The 19125-nt window shown below is 37.0% G+C and carries 12 protein-coding genes and 1 pseudogene; 4 read left to right on the top strand and 9 right to left on the bottom strand.

The genetic code is table 11. The annotated features are described in order from the left end of the window. Positions 1-9 precede the first annotated feature (9 nt). Positions 10-1281, top strand: a complete 1272-nt coding sequence (locus ACQY44_RS21385; protein ID WP_428232300.1) for an acyltransferase family protein — start codon at positions 10-12, stop codon at positions 1279-1281. A gap of 166 nt (positions 1282-1447) precedes the next feature. Beyond that, a pseudogene (locus tag ACQY44_RS21380) lies at positions 1448-2304 on the top strand (penicillin-binding transpeptidase domain-containing protein). A 138-nt stretch (positions 2305-2442) separates the two neighbouring features. Here ACQY44_RS21380 and ACQY44_RS21375 read toward each other — a convergent pair. Together ACQY44_RS21375 and ACQY44_RS21370 are read right to left on the bottom strand one after the other, a co-directional pair. Beyond that, positions 2443-4293 carry a rhamnogalacturonan lyase gene (locus tag ACQY44_RS21375; protein ID WP_428232299.1) on the bottom strand — a complete coding sequence of 617 codons (1851 nt, stop codon included), beginning with the start codon at positions 4291-4293 and terminating at the stop codon, positions 2443-2445. A gap of 304 nt (positions 4294-4597) precedes the next feature. Next, entirely contained in the window at positions 4598-6724 is a 2127-nt protein-coding gene (locus tag ACQY44_RS21370; RefSeq protein ID WP_428232298.1) for a hypothetical protein, read from the bottom strand. An 18-nt stretch (positions 6725-6742) separates the two neighbouring features. Here ACQY44_RS21370 and ACQY44_RS21365 point away from each other — a divergent pair, with 18 nt between their 5' ends. Then, complete coding sequence (locus ACQY44_RS21365) at positions 6743-6925, top strand: hypothetical protein (RefSeq protein WP_428232297.1); 183 nt, start codon at positions 6743-6745, stop codon at positions 6923-6925. A gap of 146 nt (positions 6926-7071) precedes the next feature. Here ACQY44_RS21365 and ACQY44_RS21360 read toward each other — a convergent pair whose 3' ends face one another. Further along, positions 7072-10494 carry a DUF4450 domain-containing protein gene (locus tag ACQY44_RS21360; RefSeq protein ID WP_428232296.1) on the bottom strand — a complete coding sequence of 1141 codons (3423 nt, stop codon included), beginning with the start codon at positions 10492-10494 and terminating at the stop codon, positions 7072-7074. 413 nt (positions 10495-10907) lie between these two features. Here ACQY44_RS21360 and ACQY44_RS21355 point away from each other — a divergent pair, with 413 nt between their 5' ends. Continuing rightward, positions 10908-12413 (top strand): rhamnogalacturonan acetylesterase, encoded by a 1506-nt coding sequence (locus tag ACQY44_RS21355; RefSeq protein ID WP_428232295.1) that lies wholly within the window; start codon positions 10908-10910, stop codon positions 12411-12413. A gap of 244 nt (positions 12414-12657) precedes the next feature. Here the strand turns inward: ACQY44_RS21355 and ACQY44_RS21350 are convergent, their stop codons facing one another. The 6 genes from ACQY44_RS21350 to ACQY44_RS21325 all read right to left on the bottom strand — a co-directional run bounded on the left by ACQY44_RS21350 (position 12658) and on the right by ACQY44_RS21325 (position 19123). Further along, complete coding sequence (locus tag ACQY44_RS21350; RefSeq protein ID WP_213294129.1) at positions 12658-12834, bottom strand: histone H1; 177 nt, start codon at positions 12832-12834, stop codon at positions 12658-12660. A gap of 318 nt (positions 12835-13152) precedes the next feature. Continuing rightward, complete coding sequence (locus ACQY44_RS21345; RefSeq protein WP_428232294.1) at positions 13153-14481, bottom strand: rhamnogalacturonidase; 1329 nt, start codon at positions 14479-14481, stop codon at positions 13153-13155. Between the two features lie 106 nt (positions 14482-14587). Continuing rightward, positions 14588-15877, bottom strand: a complete 1290-nt coding sequence (locus tag ACQY44_RS21340; RefSeq protein ID WP_428232293.1) for a DUF4861 domain-containing protein — start codon at positions 15875-15877, stop codon at positions 14588-14590. Between the two features lie 38 nt (positions 15878-15915). Next, a complete protein-coding gene (gene rhaM, locus ACQY44_RS21335; protein WP_428232292.1) occupies positions 15916-16245 on the bottom strand; it encodes an L-rhamnose mutarotase in 330 nt (109 codons plus the stop codon). Positions 16246-16275: 30 nt separating this feature from the next. Further along, positions 16276-17346: a glycoside hydrolase family protein gene (locus ACQY44_RS21330; RefSeq protein WP_428232291.1), complete on the bottom strand. Its 1071-nt coding sequence runs from the start codon at positions 17344-17346 to the stop codon at positions 16276-16278. A gap of 244 nt (positions 17347-17590) precedes the next feature. Then, positions 17591-19123 carry a sialate O-acetylesterase gene (locus tag ACQY44_RS21325; protein ID WP_428232290.1) on the bottom strand — a complete coding sequence of 511 codons (1533 nt, stop codon included), beginning with the start codon at positions 19121-19123 and terminating at the stop codon, positions 17591-17593. Between the last annotated feature and the right edge of the window lie 2 nt (positions 19124-19125).

Below are 19125 nucleotides of genomic sequence, written 5' to 3'. Positions count from 1 at the left end.
AACAAACCAATGACAAAAGAACGTTTAATTTCACTAGATGTATTTAGGGGATTCACCATTTTATTGATGACCATTGTCAACAACCCGGGCAGCTGGGCCTCCATTTACCCGCCTTTAGAACACGCCGAATGGAACGGCTGTACACCTACCGATTTGGTCTTTCCTTTTTTTGTTTTTATAATGGGAACTGCAATTCCTTTTGCAATGCCTACCAAACATTTTGATTCCGGTGTTTTTAATAAAATTGTGGTGCGCTCTTTAAGAATTTTCTGTCTAGGGTTATTTTTAGCTTTTTTCAGCCGATTCGAATTATTTGGTTTGGAAGGAATTCCTTTATTGACCATTAGGCTAATTATAGCCTTTGCGGCAGCCTATGCACTTTTAGGGAACTTTACTCTAAAAATTAAAACCTATCTCGTGTTAGGTATTCTCGCAATACTACTATTTTTGGCCTACAGCAAAATCGAAGCTTATCAGGATGCAAGAATCCCCGGTGTTTTACAACGAATAGGAATTGTATATTTTTTCACCTCTCTTTTGTATCTGAAAACAAACCTGAAAACGCAGCTTATCGTTGCCGCTTCTATTTTAGTGCTATACTGGCTATTGATGGCTTTTGTTCCTGTTCCCGGATTTGGCCCTGCTAATTTCGAAAAGGGAACGAATCTGGCTGCCTGGTTAGACAATTTACTTTTGAACGGACATTTATGGAGCGTTTCTAAAACATGGGATCCGGAAGGAATTCTGAGCACTTTACCGGCTATTGGAACCGGGATTCTGGGAATGTTTATCGGGCAAATACTAAACTTCCCAATTACGAAAATTGAAATCGTAAAAAAAATGGCCATTACAGGAATTGCCCTGTTGATTATGGGTTTAGTATGGAACATCATATTCCCCATAAACAAATCGCTATGGACAAGTTCTTATGTCTTGTATACTGCCGGAATAGCAACAATATGTTTAACACTTTTATACTATATAATAGATGTAGCCAACTATAAAAAATGGACTAAGCTGTTTTTAATCTGGGGAGTAAATCCTATGATTGTATTTTTCTTTTCGGGTATTATACCAAGAGTATTGAGTTACATTAAGATTCAGGATCCGGAAATAGCTACGGAACAAATCAATCTTCAGACATACATTTACAAATTTGGGATTGCAACTTGTTTTGAAAATCCGTTGAATGCCTCATTAGCGTATGCTTTATCCTATGCATTGTTTTGGTCTTGCCTATTGTGGGTTTTCTATAAAAGGAAACTCATTTTTAAAGTGTAAAACAATACCGCTTTCTAATTTTTTTGATTTGCCACTAATTTCCACAATTTTTTATGCCGATTGTGGATCGTTACTATTTGATTAGTGGAAATTCGCGAAATTGCTTCGCCTGTCCGCTATTGCTCGGGTCGTGGCAAAAAAGTCAAAAATAACATTCTAAAGCAAAATGAAAATGAAACAATTTATTTCCGGAATTCTTCTTATCGGACTTCTTTTTTCCTGTGCATCAAAAAGAAAAGACAATTATGCCATCACATCTCATAGTGATACGGTTGTGATACGTCAGGATTTTAAAAAATATTTTGACAACTGTAAGGCAGAAGGGGCAATTGCGATTTATGACAACAAAAAACATACCTGGATATTGTCTGACACCATTGGTACACATAAAGAAACCTTACCGGCATCTACATTTAAGATCATTAACCTGCTTATTGCATTAGAAACAAAAACCATTTCAGACGAAAATGAAATCGTAAAATGGCCCGGAAGTATCGATACTATAAAGTATGATAACCGTCCCAATATTTATCACGACATAACCGTAAAAGAAGCTTTTGAAGTTTCGGCGGGCTGGGCATTTATTGAGCTGGCCAAGAAAATTGGCAAGGAGAAGTACAAAAAGTATTTATCGCTTTGCCATTACGGAAATCAGGACTTCTCGCAAACCGATCCCGATTTTTGGAATTTTGGCTCTTTTGTTATTTCACCAATCAATCAGGTCAGGTTTCTTAAAACCTTTACGAAGAAAAACTTCCGTTTTCGAAACGAAATATCGAAATCGTAAAAAAGGTGATGATAACCGAAGAAAATAATACTTACACCATTCATTCAAAAACAGGCTGGACGAGAGAAAACGGAATCAATACGGGCTGGTGGGTTGGTTATATCGTGAGTAAAGGTGCCCCTTACTTTTTTGCCACACGCCTTTTGCAAGACAGAAAATTTAATACTGCTGAATTTGGCAGTTGCAGAAAAGAGATCACAAAATCTGTGTTGAAAGAGCTGAATATACTAAACTGAACTATGTAACACATCGACTTAAAACCTGTTTCCTGCAAACTACAAGAATTTCTGTTTTTTTATTACCCAATAGTAGCTTAATTGATATATCATAGCTGGTTTTAAATTTGCTCCCTCAAACCTATTTCGTTCATCGAACTATTTTCCCGCAGGTACCAAAACAATATTAGGTTTAGGGGCAGGATTCATGTCTGTTCCCATATAAAAACTAGTATGCGGTGGCTGATTATAACCAACGTTCTGCCAGGCAATACTTAATCTGTATTGCGGATCATGCATCAACGTATATTGTCTTATTTCGGTTGGAATTGTGGTGGAATAAATTCTTAACTCGGTATTATCCTCAGACCTTAAAATTAATTCTTCCCGCCAATCTCCCAAAATATCAGCCGAAAGTGACGGTGTTGATTTTGTCCCGTTGTTAGATGCTGCTCCCGTTGCGGTAAATAATCTACCTGCATTGTATTTATCAATATAATTAGAATTTAGAAGTTCTCTGGAAGAATCTCCATCCCAATAAATTAAAAAATTAGTCGAAGTAGGAGCTTTTCCAATTTCGTTGCCTTTCATATCGTGCAAAAACGGAGACCCAGACCACCAGCATTGTGCTCCTTTTCTGGTTGGATCAATATTATCCGCAACGCCACGGCCCACATCTTCGTTAAGAGAGCCCGTAAATAAAACTTTTCCGTCTGCTGCTGAAAATAAGGTAACTCCAGGGCCTGTTGTTCCGTTTTCTATTTCATGGATTCCAAAAACTTCTAAGCCCGGAACATCAAGATCCAGATCTGAAACGTGCAGCGCATCTCCGTGTCTGAAACCTGTAGTATACAATCCTTTTCCGTCATCATCGACACACATCGATCCGTAGATAATTTCATCTTTTCCGTCATTGTCCACATCTGCAACTGTAAGTCCGTGATTTCCCATTCCGGAATAAGGGTTTTCAGCATCTTTACTATCAAAAACCCATCTCGAAGTCAGTTTATCATTTTTAAAATCCCAAGCCGCCAACACCGTTCTTCCGTAATAACCACGACACATCACCACACTTGGATGAATGCCGTCTAAATACGCTATACAAGCTGTAAAACGATCGATTCTGTTTCCTTTGGTATCATTTCCGCCGCTTCCGCCTCTTCCGCCCCAGCCTGCAAGATCTCCGCGTTCCGGAATATATTCAGTAGTGGTAATAAGTTTTCCGGTTCTGCCGTTGAAAACCGAAAGGTATTCCGGTCCTTTTAGAATTTTTCCGTAAGTTGCAGAATTGGGATCGGTGTCTCGCCAGTCTTTTGATGCATCTCCTACTACATTATTCTGGCTATCCGTTGTACCATCACCCGTTTTACAGACCAATTCCGAAATGCCGTCACCATCTAAATCGTAGACCATAAACTGGGTATAATGCGCGCCTTCCCGAATATTTTTTCCTAAATTAATCTGCCATAAAAATTTTCCACCCAAGTTATAGGCCTGAAAAATTGGAGGATCTGTCATTCCTTTAAAAGAATTATCCAAACTTTTTCCGGTCATATGCACAATTACATCATATCTTCCGTCCCCGTCTAAATCCCCAACCGAAAGATCATTCGGAATATATCCAGCAACCGGTTTTAGTTTTATCGCCAAATAATCTTTATCGGGGCTTTGGCCGGCAATGGTAAAACTTCCTTTTGCATCGGTTTCTTTTCCTTTTAAAACCGTTTTTACAAACCATGTATTTTCGTCCCGGCTATTGGCTTTTGTATCTACAAAATTGGTTGCTCCAAGAATCGGTTTGTCATTTAGTTTAACTGCTTTTTGAGTACCACTTTTTCGATATAAATTAAACGCCAGATTATCGGGATCCGTTCCTAAAACACGCCACCCTACAAAAAATTGTTCTTTGTCCTTAATGGCAATTACGCCACGATCTAAATTCTCCATTTGCCTTTGAGCGAATGAGAATAAACCTGAGAAAAGAAATAATAGTAAAATTTTATTCTTCATGATTGGTCTTTTTTATGGTTAGTTATGGGCCAAGGATTGAGCGGGTTTTGGCTGGTTTACACTGATTTTTTTTAATCTTGCGCAAAATCTCAGAGGTGAAAAATTTTAATTTTAATACTGGTTTGTCATTTCGAGGAACGAGACCCGAGCGATAGCGAACAGACAAAGTTATTCACACTCGTAACCCGATAAAGATTGGCAAAATCCTATACGGAATTTCTTGTGTGATTTCTACTTCCTCGAAATGACAAACCAAACAAAGCTCAGCCACTCAGAACCTTAACAACTTAGCATCTCTAAAAAATTAAAACATCTTTTTAAATCCTTCACTTTGTACCTTCCAGGTTCCGTCCTTTGGGAAACCCGGATTTTGTTCTGTACTTCCGTCCCAACCGGCACACATCATGGCAACTGCCGTTAATAATCCTCCGTTTCCGGGAAGATAAAGCGTTAATCTTTCTGCCTGATAATTGTGTCCGTTTTTTAAATACGTATTTGTTGTCACATTCATAAACAAGGCATCAATCGCTTTTTCAGGCATTTGCAAACGTGCTGCAGACATTGCCACCATTGGGAAATCCCATCCCCAGGTTTTATCCCAGGACCAGGTTTTCCAAACCAGATCAAACGTATTTTTCATGATTTTTTTATCCAAAAGCGAAGTTTCCGGCAACATCCCAAAAGTCCCTAATACCGATGGATGATCTGTTTTGAATTCCGGATTGGTATACGAATCTTTGGCGCTTTCTGTCGCCAGATACACCTGATCTGCAATGGGAAGCGGAGATAATTTAGCCAAAACTGTTTCCCATTTTTCCGGTACTTTTTGGTTTAGTTTTTTCTTCCAGTCAATAGCCGTTTTCAAAGCCCAGTTCCAATACGCCAATTCATAAGTTGGATTAAATGTTTCCATCGCTTTAAAGCGTTCCTGTGCCGGAATTACTCCCGGTCCTAAAACATAACGATCGTTTTTACTGTCATAATTCGCGAAAGAAGCCATGAAATTAGCCGTCTCAAAAACACGTTCACTGTATAAATTTAAAGTTGCTGTAGTGGGTTTGGCACGGTATATCAATTCTGCATAAGTAATAAAATGGGGCTGTTGCCAAATCAAAAATGAACCTACAGAGGACGGACTTTCATTGCCGTCAGGATCGGTCATTTTTTGCCATCTTGCACCTTCAAAACCTTGCCTTTTGGCTATGTTTTTAGCTTTATCAAAAACCTTCTGATACCACGGAAGGCTTTTCTCTAATAACTCAGGTCGGTTCCAAAGCGCAAAATGAACGCCATGCCACCAATGCATTTCTAAATGCGGTTTCCCGTACCAGCTATTATAGGTCAAACCCGTTTCTTGTGGCGGAACTTTTCCCGTACACTGAACCTTGGTCAAATATTGCGATAAAATGACTCTTCGTTCTAATTCTTTGGCGCGGGGATCCGTACTTCCTGAAAAATCTACCGCTGCTCCACTTGTCCAGAATTGCTCCCAACCTTTTATGCTGCTAGCTTCAATTTCTGCAAAAGAAGAATTCGATGCTGGTTTTTTATCTGCTAAAGCAAAAAGACAGCTCATTTCTAATGTATTCGTATTGGATGCTTCAATTACAAAATAATGATCAGAAGTCTTTTTAATCGCTGCGTTTCCTTTCCACTTCAAATTGACATTGTATGAAATACTGTCCATTATATGGGTTATAACCGCTTCTGTCTTTGTCTTTTCTACAAGAGTACTTTTATAATCCTGCTTACCTTCCCATTTCGTTCCCATATCTGCCCAATCACCTGTTGGAAACGGAATTCTCAAACTTATCTTCAAACGTTTCTGTTGCAATAAATCTGATTTAACTTTTACGCCAATCGCGTCTTTTTCCTGATGCGAAACCGTTACAACCGTAACGGGAACTCCTTCTACTTCAAAATAACTTTCAATTTCTCCTGTCCATAGATTTAACTTTTGAGCAATAGCTTTAATGTCCTCAGATTTTACAATACTTCCGTCTTTCTTTGTGATTTCAAAACCTAAATTTCCTAATTGCAATAAATGCGGATTCTGCCGAAACCAGTTTACCGCCTCTACTTTTCGTTTTGGTTCTTTGATCTGAACGGTATATGAAATAGCTCTTCCGTACTGTTTATAATCTCTTAATGTTTCAGAGAATTTATAATTATTCGTGTTTTTATAACTGTCCCATCCCCATTCCGATTGCGTTCCTAACGGAATTCCGTTTTCATATTTTTTAGGGAAAGTCTGTAATCCCGTAGCGTCGACAGTAAAAGCAAAAGCACCGTTTCCAACAGTCAGCGATGCCAAAGTGTCAATACCTGTAATTTGAACATTGTGCCTTGTTACTAATGCTTTCCTGTCTATCTTTTGCGCTGAAAGCGAAATTGAAAATAGAAGTGTAATGATTAATTGATACTTTTTCATTTGGTTAATAGTTTTTTTATGGTTTCAGGTTTCAGGTTTCAGGTTTCAGGTTTCAGGTTTCAGGTTTCAGGTTTCAGGTTTCAGGTTTCAGGTTTCAGGTTTCAGGTTTCAGGTTTCAGGTTTCAGGTTTCAGGTTTCAGGTTTCAGGTTTCAGGTTTCAGGTTTCAGGTTTCAATATATATCGTCCCTACGGGACTTTAAAATGCGAAAAATTCTTTTTTTTCTACCAATATTTAGCTCCTAACGGAGCATTTTTCTATCCTCTTTTTTCTAGGCTCTTTCCTCTTTCATCTTTATTCTTTATTCTATCCTCTTTCTTCTATCCTCTTTCTTCTATCCTCTTTCTTCTATCCTCTTTCTTCTCTAATCAAAGTCACACTCATCAACCCAATCACCACATCATTGGCAACCGCTCTTAAAGAGAGACTTTTCAATGTTTTATTTTTATCTAATGGCAAATCTAAAATAGTTCCTGCGCCGCCATCAATCCCGTAATTGGTGAATCCTTTTATGGTCTTGAAAGCTGCAAAATCTGTCGAAATTTCTCCTGACTTAAAATAAACTCGTGGCGGTTTTGGGGCATTTGTCGTAAACGCTAGTCCATCAGTAAAATAATCCTGCTCGATAGGCCACCAGTTTTCGGGATTTTTTAAAAGCAAAATATCGGATGTCCCATCTGTGTAATTAATTTTGATTTCTCCGTTAGTGATTCGGCTTTGCATAGGGTTTGTAGTTCCGGCTAACATAAAATACGCTTGCGAAGCTTTACCGTTTAAAGGAATAAGAATACTTTTCGGAAAATTATCCCACATCGATGTGAAGATGATATTTTTTTGATTTTCATCAGAAGGTGTTTGAAACGGAATTCCGTTTGGTGTTATAATCTGACCGTTTGCTTTTGCTTTCTCGCGCAATCCTTTATCGTCTATTGCCACGGAAATATTTGGATAACACCAATTTCCAATTCCTTGTTTTGGAAGTTGCAATGTTACTACTTTTGGTCTTGGAGACAGGTATTCGTAATGGAAAATATCGACCACTTTTGCATTAAAAAATGACGAAAGCGAAATTGTTTCTGCCCGTTTTGATTGGTTTAGCGGAAGATCCCAATTTGTAACTATTTCATTAGATGCTACCTGAGATTTTATATTGAGGTGAATCGGCTTCCACCACAATAATTCGCCTTGTTTTAATTTGACAAAAAAAAGTGTATTACCCGTCACATTCACTTTCGCCCTAAGCGAATAATCTGTTTTTGAAATATCAGTGAAAACTTGTTGCGGATCATAGACTGAAATGATTACAGCCTTAGAAGTTTTCAAGTCCATGATTTCATTTAATGCATAATTTTTTTGGGATTCAATTTCTTCTATCAAATCTCCCTTCCTTTTTATTGTAATATCATACGCGGCACTGTACGGTAATTCGATACTTATTTTCGGATTCCCAATGTTTTCTGAAACTACTTTCCATGAAACTGATTTTCCGTTTACGGCAATATAATCTACAGCTTCAAATGACGAATTTAAAACCAAATTCAAATTCATTTTAGCCGAAAACTGATTTTTAATCCTGTATTTTTCTTCTTTATTTGTTCTTTTAAAATCAATTGAGATATCCGGAATATCTAATGAAGCATGATCCCATTTTTCAGGAAACCCGGGTGTAATCGTTAAAACTCCGGCTAAAGCATCCGGGTGAATTCCAAAAAGCCCTTCCACCAAAGTTCGCGAAGCCATACCAATTGGATCAGCAAAATCGCGATACAATTCGCCGCGCATTGCATCCTGATACATCAATTGCTCAAAACCTCCAGGCGAAGCACCTAAATACATACTTTCTATCAAAGCACTTTCCCACATTTTAAAAGCTTGTTCTGATTGCCCGCCTTGCCAGAACGCCAGTGCGGTATGCAATTGTTCGGCCAATGCCACATTATTGGTCGACCAGGTATAAGGCTGCCAATTGGTGGTACTAATAACATAAAGATCTTTTTTATCCAATCCTTCTGCCAAAATTGGTATATGCGGAATCTCCTTATTCACATAATCCAACATCTGATAACTCTCGAAAGGATTCGATAATTCTGAATCAATCGTATGATAAATACTCCAGATTCCGGGTGTATCGTGTAGTAATCGATTCCCTAAAGCATCTTTATATTCGGCAAAAATTCCTTTATTGGCGATCCAAAGCTGGTCGTTTGTCGCTTTCAGGATTTTATCAGCTTCTTTTTCGAATGGATTTGCATCCTGCCGGATTTTTTTCGCAAGCTGAGCAACCGTTTTATTGGCATAATAATTATAAGCCGACGAATGAATTACCCCGCCACCGCTATATTGCAAAGCATCGCTCGCCCAGATTGAAGCGTAAGCATCGTATAATCCGTCATCATCAGGATCAAAATTTCTTTTTTCCCAATTTAAATGTCGTTGAAGGGTTGGCCACATTTCTTTTATAAATGAAGTATCTCCCGTCCATTTAAAATGTCGCAACATCTGATCTATAAAAACCAGATTCATATCATAATGATGCGCTACATTGTTTTTATTCGGGCTTCTGCTGATATATCCGCTACTGAACATCGAAGTTCCCATTTCTTCTTTTTGACGCGCTAAATTTCTTTCTTCATCCAATACAATCGGGCCACTTTCAGGACTTGTCACCTGCGAATTGCTGTAACTCGTAAAATGTGTTTTTGCACGGTCATGCCACCCCAAAGGATCAGCCGTATATGCCCCACGCCAGGCATTTAGATACATTCTCCAGGCGATAGCGCCGTGAAGATAAGCCGGACTCTCCCAGATTCCGTCTGCGGCAATTGAGAGTGCAGCGCCCAAAGTATTGATGTACGGATCAGGAGTTGAAACCTTCACCCTGTTCGCCAAAAGCTGTGTTTCCTGAACTGACTTTTCGTAAAGTTGTGTGATACTTTTTTGATTGTAGTTTTGTATTGGATTTCCTGCCAGAAGCAACCAATAATCCCCTTTCTCACTAATCGATTTTACTTTTCCTGTAATTAGAGTTAAAGATTCAGGATTCGAATCAAAAAGTTCCAATGGTTTATTTTGCATTTTTGCGTTGGCCAAATGCGTGACTGATTTGGGGAAAAATCCGGTAATACTTGTATTATTTCCTGTTTTTTGTTTGTTGCTTTCAGAGCCATATTCCAACAGAAAAGAGTCGTTTTTTATGGTGTATTTATTATTAATACAATAATCAGCCTGCAAATAAAAAACCGATTCCGGATCAGCCCCAATATCTCCGTCACGACTGAACTTTTTTCCGGTTGCACCACCAAAAGCCCAGAGTAAACTAGTGCTTTTAGAGACATTTTTACCATATACTTTTATTATAAAACATTCACCTTCTTTTAGGGCTACTACCTCAATAAACAACTTTCCGTTTCCTAAAATCGGATCTTCAATAGTATACTGCATGGTGCCTAAAACATATCGTGTCTCAATTTTTGACGTTTCGGTCATCCATTTACTCTCTTTTCCGTTTACCAAACCTAGCTTAAAGTTGCCTCCCATGCCCGGCATATACATAGCAAATTCAGGCAAATCACCCGTTTCAACCCTAAATCCTGTATTAGAACCGTACAAAGCCCTGTTGAATTTTCGAGTGCCGTTTTTAAGAACAAAACTATTTCCCTCAGGTGCATAATGTATTTTGCGTAATGCTTTATTTTCCTGCCCAAATGTTACCATTGAACACAAAAAAAATAAGGCGGCCAGAGTTCGAATAGATTGTTTTTTAATTTCCATAAAGCTGTAAAATGTATTATTCCTAAATTCGAATAACAAAATTATTTTGTGCTAATTTTATTAATTCCCTAATGCAGATGCAATTTCTTGGTTTTTTAGTGGGATAGTATCCTGTACCTACCTGATTTCTGAAAAATCATAATTTATAATATTTCAAAATTTTAACATCATAGTACAGGATACTATACAAAAACAGAACTCTTATTTTTGAAATACCACCAAATTAACGATGCTGTTAAACGTATACTAGTTTGTTTTTTTGTGGTTTCAGGTTTCAGGTTTCAGGTTTTCCTAATAAAGGCTTGGACTCCGCCTCAGCCTGACATAAGGTTCTTATTATGTGCAGTGTCATCCTGAGCAAAGTCGAAGGGTGGTTACTTTTATTTCTTTAAAATCATTTTTTATATTATAATATGAAATTAATTCGAACATTTTTAATCTCAATTTTAGCTTTATTGTTTTTTAATTTCACAACAAAACAAGATAACAAACCGACCGTTTTTATGGTGGGAGATTCTACTGTAAAAAATGGCAAAGGTGATGGCTCCGGTGGGCTTTGGGGTTGGGGAGATTATATCGGTCAGTTTTTGGATACTACCAAAGTTATGATTGAAAACCACGCTTTGGGTGGCACCAGTAGCCGGACTTTTCAGGACAAAGGTTTATGGAATACTGTTTTAAACCAACTCAAAAAAGGAGATTATGTTTTGATTCAGTTTGGACATAATGATGACGGCCCAATAAATGATACGCTTCGAGCTCGCGGAACAATCAAAGGCATTGGCAATGAAACTCAGGAAATCGATAATATGCTGACCAAAAAACATGAAATCGTTCATAGTTACGGTTGGTATATTCAGAAAATAGTTCGCGAAGCAAAATCAAAAGGAGCGATTCCGATTGTTTGTTCTCCGACTCCAAGAAACGACTGGAAAAACGGAAAAGTACCCCGTAATGACACATCATACGGATTATGGGCGAAACAAGTTGCCGACAAGGAAAAAGTAACTTTTATCAATCTCAACGATAAAATGGCTCTTAAAATGGAAAAACTGGGCGAACAAAACGTGACCGGAACTTATTTCTATAAAAAAGACCATACACATACCTCTGCAAAAGGTGCAGTGCTTTCGGCTTCTGTCATTATCAATCAATTGAAAGAAAGTAACAATTCATTAAAAAATTATATACTGCAGGATCCAAAAATCATACTTCCTGCCAAGAAAAAAATTTACTTAATTGGTGATTCTACAATGGCCAATAATAACGATGTAAATGCTGTGGGCTGGGGAGTTACATTTCCTGCTTATTGCGATACCACAAGAATCGAAATCATCAATAAAGCCAGAGGCGGACGAAGCAGCAGAACCTTTGACCATGAAGGCCTGTGGAATGAAGTTAAAAACCAATTGCAACCCGGAAACTTTGTATTGATCCAGTTTGGGCACAACGATGCAGGAGCGATTGATAAGGAAAAGTTCAGAGGTTCTCTTAAAGGAACCGGCGATGAGATACAGGAAGTTATTCTTGCTGACGGATCAAAAGAAATCGTGCATACTTTTGGTTGGTATATGACAAAATTCATTCGCGAAGCCAAAGAAAAAGGTGCAATTCCGATTGTTTTGAGTCAGACCCCAAGAAACGAATGGCCCAATGATAAAGTAGAGCGAAGAGCAGATACTTATGGAAAATGGTCGAGAGAAATCGCTGATAAAGAAAAGGTCTTTTACATTGATTTAAATGAAATCGTTGCCCTTAAATACGAAGTATCAGGCAAAGAAAAAGTAAAAATATTTTTCCCAAAAGATCATACACATACTGGTCAGGATGGCGCTAATTTTAATGCATTAACCGTTGCGGAAAGCATAAAAAAATTAAAAGACTGCGGACTTAAGGATTATATTGAGGTGAAGTTGTGAATTGTTGAATTGTGAATTGTAAAATGTGAATTGTGAATTGTGAGATGTGAATGACTTTATATGATAGCTTTTAACATCTAACATTTCACTTCTTACTTCTTACTTCTTACTTCTTACATTTTACTTCTTACATTTTACTTCTTACATTTTACTTCTTACATTTTACTTCTTACAATCTTACAATCTTACAAATAAAAAAACCTCGTTTAATTCCTTAAACGAGGTTTTATTTTGAATAAAAATATTATTTTTTTGATTCTTCGATAGAAACTTTTCTAAACTCTTTCAAAAGTTTTTCAATTTCTAAAGTAGCTTTACGAGCTCTTGCTCCAGCAGCTTTAACACCTTTTTCTGTTAAAGAGTCAGCTTCTGTTTTAAATGTTTCAATTTCGGCGTTGATTTTTACTAATAGATCTTTCATGCTTATAATTATTAAATTAAGCCGCAAAAATAAAAGTTTGATTGGTAGTTACAACATATTTCACGTTAAAATTATCACTGTTTTTCAGACTTCTAATTAACATTAAATTTACTTCATTTTTTTTTCTGCATCCCATAAGAACCAATAGACTACTAATCAATTACTTATTTATAAAATAATAAAACAATATGCTTTTATAACGTTTAAAACGCTATCAAAAATAATTTGAACTTTTTTCTTTAAAACATAAAAAAAACATAATTTTTCAGGCATTCTACTTAAAAATCCTGCTCAGGTAATTGAGAATATGGGTAAAAATCACTCAACTAACTGCTTATTTACATACACATTTTTAAAAATGACAGCGTTTATTAGGGTTTTATCAATATTGGTTTTAACCGATTCAATCTTTAAATTCTCAAAAGTAAAATTCGACAGCCTAACATTGGGATCCTTTTCTACTCCATAAAAAGTCTCGCATTTAAGCGCTATATTTTTTAAGGTAATATGATCTCCATAAGATAACGGAACATCGGGACGCCCTTTTAAATCAAAAAACTGTTTCCACGCAAAAACAGCCAGACCGGTTTTCACTTCCCCTTTGATGTCTTCGACTCTTATATATTCATATCGTTGCGGTGTATCCGGTCGCATTTTTAGCCATAATAATCTCGAAGCACCATCAATTTTACAATTGCGCATAATCACGTTTTTATTATGAATAGATTCGCTTCCGTTGGTTAGTGCCGAGTGACAAAATCCGAAAACACAGTCTTCAATAATGATATTGGTATTGGGACCATTATTATTGTCCTGGTCTGCATAAGGACCTTTTCCGCCTTTTAGCGCAATCGCATCATCGTTTACTGACATATAACAGCCTTTTACTAAGAAATTGGTACAAATATCAATATCTATCGCATCTGTACTTGGCGCTTTTACATCTATATGGGGAGAATAAATATAGAGATCAATCAGTTTTACATTATTGCATTTATAAAAATGATTGGTCCAGAAACCTGAATTAATCAGTTTTACATCCTGAAGTTGTACGTTATTCGAGTTCCATACAAAAACTAATCTTGGTCTGGAAACTTCAAGATTAGTACATTTTGGATTTTCTTTACGACGTTCCCAAAAAGCTTCCCAATATTTTTTTCCATTACCGTTTATCGTTCCTTTTCCGGAAATCGAAAAATAATCAACTCCGTAAGCGTTTACCAGAGCCGGAAAATAATCCAGATTTTGCCCTTCCATTCTGGATGGCATTAGCGGGAAATCAGCAATATTATCAGAACCTTTTAAAACTCCTCCTTCCGCAATATATAAGGACGTTTTAGGTTTAAAAAACAAAGCACCACTTAAGAAAACTCCTTTTGGAATCACCACTACTCCTCCTTCATTTGCAGCCGCCTTATCAATTACTTTTTGAATGGCAATGGTCTGTATTTTGGTACTGTCCTTTACCACTCCAAAATCTGTAATCGTGTATTTTTTGCCCAAATCATTCAATTGAATTTTAGCATAATCTTTGAACCAATTGGTAATTTCGCTTCCATCAGGGAATTTGTCATTTGCATACTGCTGCGAAAATGATACCTGCGAAAATCCGATGATGCAGATTAGAATTTTAAAAATGTTTTTCATTTTGGTTATTTGGTTAGTTTTTTTATTCTCCATCTTGTCATTCTTGACAAAGGAAGGATGACAAGATTATAGCAACATCTTTATTTTTATTTTATTTTATTTTATTTTACTTCACCTCAACTTTAATCTTAGCAGAAAGTTGTTTCGCTAAAGTGGTCACATAATTAGTAAAATAAGCCGAATCCTTAAAATTCTTATCTGCACTTAATTCCCAGCCTGCGATTGGGTAATAACTCACTTTTTGATTGTTTTTTACAGAAAGTTTGATCAAATACGAATCTGTTAATTGTCCTGTCTTGGGTGCTTCGACATACCCTTTATAAACGTCTTTTGGTACAATTACAGCGGTTCCTAAGATCCATTGGCGTTCGTAGGTTAATTTATCATGTTGTATAAAGCACACAAAATCCCCTGCGTCAATTACCTGTAAAGGATTTTGATTGTTTAAGTTAGAAAGTGTCACTAACAGCGTTTCGTTTCCTTTTAATCCGTTGAGCGAAACGGTATTTTGATATCCATACATTCCCGGCCAGATTGAAGATGTTTCCTGCGCCTGATATTTATTTCCCGATGCTTCCCAATTTTGATACGTATAGCTTAAAACCGAATTTACAGGACCTTCACTGATAATTTTAAAAGTTGTTTTTTCGATATTGTTTAGGGTGTCGTTGGCAATAATACCCAGTCGGTTGATTTTATTATCTACTAATAAAGCAAAACCGCCTAGTCCGGCAGAATTTCCAACCGGAAAAATATCCCTTCCCCAATCGTACATCACGTGATAGTTATCTTCTACAGCTCCTTTGCTGTTAATCCCGACATCTTCGGGAGTAATCGCAGGAATTCTTTTTCCGAAAACATCTTTTGAATTTCTTCCGTCCAAATAATGCCTGAAACCTACTTTATCATTTTCCCAGGTTGGTCCATCGGTTTGATATTTTTGATAACCTAGTTTTTTATGTACCTGAGTTGCCAGTAAAACTTCTTGTGTATCCGGATGTACCGGCAGGTTTTTGCCTTCTCTTTTTCCGAATCGCACACTTGTTTTTACTGGGAATTCAGGATCTGTTTGTGACCATTTTAGTACTACCGTTTTACTTTCGTTTGGAGAAAAATCTGCTACTAAAAAAAGCTCATCCCATTTTCCGTCTCCATCCAGATCATTTACCTGTGCCGGAATTGTATCTTTTTTAGTGATTAGAATAGGATAATTTGTTGTGGCATCCTGCAATGAAAGTTCACTTCTCTTTATTGAAATGGCTTTTTGTGGCAATTCTAAATTAGAGGTGTTCTTTAAAATAATGTTTTTTCCTGTTTCTTTTTTCTGCGCATTACAGTTTGCAAAAACAATTACTGAGAATGCAATGGGTGCATAAAATTTGATTTTATTTTTCATTCTGTTTCTGTTTTTCTATTTTTAAACAATTTAATCATTTAATCCAGATGAAAAACTTCTTCCAACGGAATTGTTAGTGGGGAATGATCCGGATTTGTTTCCATAATATCTGCCATATAACTCCACCATTTTTTTACAACCGGATGATTGGGTAAAAAAGTAGTATCAAAATCTTTACTTAATTTCTGAACCGCAAAAAGTGTAAGCGTTTTTTCTTCTAAAAAAATACTATAATCCTGTATGCCGCTATCGGAAAGCAATACCTGTAACTCCGGCCAAATTTGATCGTGACGCAGTTTGTATTCTGCTTCAAAACCAGGTTTTAATTTCATTGTAAAAGCATTTCTAATGACGTTATTATTTTCCATCTTTCTAATGATATAAATAAGTTTAAAATCTCATATTATTTTAAAAATAAATGCTGAGGCCGTTTCATATTTGCCGCCTTGCGAAGCCGTAAACAAATAAGTTGCTTTTCCGTTTTGAAATAGTAACTGGGGACGTTCTAAACGGCCATATCTGTTTAAATATTTCGGTGCTTCGGGTTGATCGATGTATTTGCTTAAGGGCTGATATGCAATCTGAGGATCGCTCCACTGTTTTCCGTCATCAGAATCCATATACAATCCGTAATCTATACCAAAAACGCCCATATCCCTTGCCAGCATTTTGAATTTCTTGTTTTCGTACCAGACAAAAGCATCTTCACATTGTTTATTATCTCCCCATTTTGAGAAATCGATTACCGGATTATGTTCGTATTTTTCGTAAGGTCCGCGCAGCGATTTTGCAATTGCCAATCCGTATTTTCGATTGCCTTTCACCGGAAACTTTGGATGTTCATAATTTTGGGTATCCAATGATTTATAGTACAGCCAATATTCCCCATTTGGATGTTTCAGGAAAGAGGGATTTGTCGTTAAAAGATCGTCCCACGAACCTTCTTTTCCAGGCAATAATAAAGGCTGATCCGGGCGTTCCCAGGGACCATAAAGAGAATCTGAAGTCGCTAAACCAATTCGTTTTGTATTCATTTTTCCGTTGGAATTTCCCATAAAAAATAGTGCGTATTTACCATCTACAAAATGAATACTCGGATTATGGCAGGTTGTAGCATCCCAGAAACCAACGCCCCGGGGTGCTAAAATTGTACTGATATATTCATAAGGTCCTTCCGGATTATTGGCAACAGCATGAGCAATCTCTGAACTGTTGATCCATCCACTCATTCCTTTTGCTTTGGGCCATCTCGAAAAAAACACATGAATTTTACCGTCAGGACCTTCAATCGGGCTGTTGCACCAAACGTAATAATCTTCAAATTCCAGAGCGCGTCCAACCGGTCGAAGTCTTTTTTCGAAATCAGAAAGCTTTGGATCATCGGTAAAATTTCCGGCTTGTACCGAAAACGGAAGGCACATCGCCATAACAGCAAGAGAATTCCCAATTATAAATTGTCTTCTATTCATTTTAATTTGAATTCAGTTAAGATTCGCTAATCATTTTCATAACAACATTTTCGTATAAGCTCTGCGTGAAAAAACTTTAAACACATAGAAACATAGATTTTCTGTTTATGTTAAAGGGCATTAAAAAAAGAAACTCATTTCTTTCACATATCACGAAGCATCGGGATGAATTTAAAATAAATGAAATGCCTTTTTTAAATTCCAATAAGATCTCTATGTGTTTAAAAAATAATCGCGCTGTTTTTTACTTTCTATCTGTTCTAATTTCCCAATCATCTGTCCTAAATGGTGAAGCCGGCAAATTATCGTTATTGAATAAATTAGGTTCAGGAACAGCTTTCCAGGCAAAACGAACGGCAACTGGTTCTTTTACTTTTGAAGCAGAAACGACAATCGTTTTTCCTTCAATTTTGGCATCGGCAGGATAAAAAACCTGATCGTTTCCTGCGATTTCAAATTCTTTTAAAACCTCTCCGTTTTTCTTCAAACCAGATTCGGTGTAATCAAAAAACAACTGTACTTTTTGTTTTTTAATTTTCATATGATTGAAAATAGGACCTGAATACACCAGTTTATTTTCTCCATAAGTTTTAGCACGGGCAATTAAAGCCAATCGGTAACCAACAGTTTGTTTGTCTATCGGGTGAATGTTTTGTGCGTCTCCAATATCAGTGGTGACGACCATTCCGCTGTTCGGGATTGTTTTTAGCGATATTAATTGCGCTTCTCTTATTTCAGCATTTTGTCCTTTATGTGGTGTAATCTGTACATAATAAAAAGGAAAATTACCCTCGTTCCATTCTGCCCTCCAGCTCCTGACCATGGCAGGAAACAATGTTCTGTACAAATAGGCCTTTCCGGAATTGCTTTCTCCCTGGTACCAAATAGCTCCTTTTATCGTATAATTTACCAAGGGGTGAAGCATGGCATTATACAATACATAAGAGGTTTTGTTAAGTTCTTTTTTAGGCTTTTTTAATTGTCCTTTTAGAGCATTTTCCGCACTTGCAATTCGTTCATTGGTGAGGTTTAAATAATAGGTTTCGAGTTTTTCCTGATATAATTTTTCGTTTTTTGCATCTTCCTGCAGAATGGGTAAAAAAGCGACATCTTCTTCTAAAACATTTTGAGCCGTCCAGGCCTCCGCTTTTGTTCCTCCCCAGGAAGTCGAAATTAGTCCGATAGGTACCTGTAGTTTTTGGTACAACTCTCGTCCGAAAAAATAGGCAACGGCAGAAAATGTCTGAATACTCTCAGGCGTACACATTTTCCAGCTTCCCGTAACCTCTTCGAGTGGTATTGGCGAGGCATTTAAGCCAACTGTAAATAATCTGATATTGGGGTAAGAAGCATTTTTAACTTCTTCCTCGTAATTTTTAACACCGGTTTTCCATGTTTTATCTTCTCTTCCCACAGGAAAAAACATATTCGACTGGCCCGAGCAAAGCCAGACTTCACCAATCAAAACATTTTTCAGTACAATTGTATTAGATGCATTAATCGTAATATCGTATGGTTTTTCGCCAGCCAAAGGCGTGTCAACTGCTGTTTTCCAGTTTCCTTTAGCATCAGCCGTAATTGCTACAGGAAGATTGGTCCATCCTAACCGAATCGTTATTTTTTCGTTTGGAGATGCCCATCCCCATAAATTCACTTTTGCATTTTGCTGCAACACCATATTGTCAGCAACTAAAGCAGGCAGTTTTACCTGAGCAAATAAAGCCGCATCTGCAATGACAACAAATAAAAATAAAAGAAGTCTTTTTAAGTACATCATGG

It is taken from the genome of Flavobacterium sp., assembly GCF_965277525.1.
Taxonomy (GTDB): domain Bacteria; phylum Bacteroidota; class Bacteroidia; order Flavobacteriales; family Flavobacteriaceae; genus Flavobacterium.
The sequence above is the reverse complement of the archived record's forward strand: the minus strand, read 5'-3'. Positions and strand labels throughout refer to the sequence as shown.

Coding starts and splice junctions, on each gene's coding strand:
- ACQY44_RS21385 (WP_428232300.1), top strand. CDS start 10: ATGACAAAAGAACGTTTAATTTCACTAGATGTATTTAGGGGATTCACC.
- ACQY44_RS21375 (WP_428232299.1), bottom strand. CDS start 4,293: ATGAAGAATAAAATTTTACTATTATTTCTTTTCTCAGGTTTATTCTCA.
- ACQY44_RS21370 (WP_428232298.1), bottom strand. CDS start 6,724: ATGAAAAAGTATCAATTAATCATTACACTTCTATTTTCAATTTCGCTT.
- ACQY44_RS21365 (WP_428232297.1), top strand. CDS start 6,743: ATGGTTTCAGGTTTCAGGTTTCAGGTTTCAGGTTTCAGGTTTCAGGTT.
- ACQY44_RS21360 (WP_428232296.1), bottom strand. CDS start 10,494: ATGGAAATTAAAAAACAATCTATTCGAACTCTGGCCGCCTTATTTTTT.
- ACQY44_RS21355 (WP_428232295.1), top strand. CDS start 10,908: ATGAAATTAATTCGAACATTTTTAATCTCAATTTTAGCTTTATTGTTT.
- ACQY44_RS21350 (WP_213294129.1), bottom strand. CDS start 12,834: ATGAAAGATCTATTAGTAAAAATCAACGCCGAAATTGAAACATTTAAA.
- ACQY44_RS21345 (WP_428232294.1), bottom strand. CDS start 14,481: ATGAAAAACATTTTTAAAATTCTAATCTGCATCATCGGATTTTCGCAG.
- ACQY44_RS21340 (WP_428232293.1), bottom strand. CDS start 15,877: ATGAAAAATAAAATCAAATTTTATGCACCCATTGCATTCTCAGTAATT.
- rhaM (WP_428232292.1), bottom strand. CDS start 16,245: ATGGAAAATAATAACGTCATTAGAAATGCTTTTACAATGAAATTAAAA.
- ACQY44_RS21330 (WP_428232291.1), bottom strand. CDS start 17,346: ATGAATAGAAGACAATTTATAATTGGGAATTCTCTTGCTGTTATGGCG.
- ACQY44_RS21325 (WP_428232290.1), bottom strand. CDS start 19,123: ATGATGTACTTAAAAAGACTTCTTTTATTTTTATTTGTTGTCATTGCA.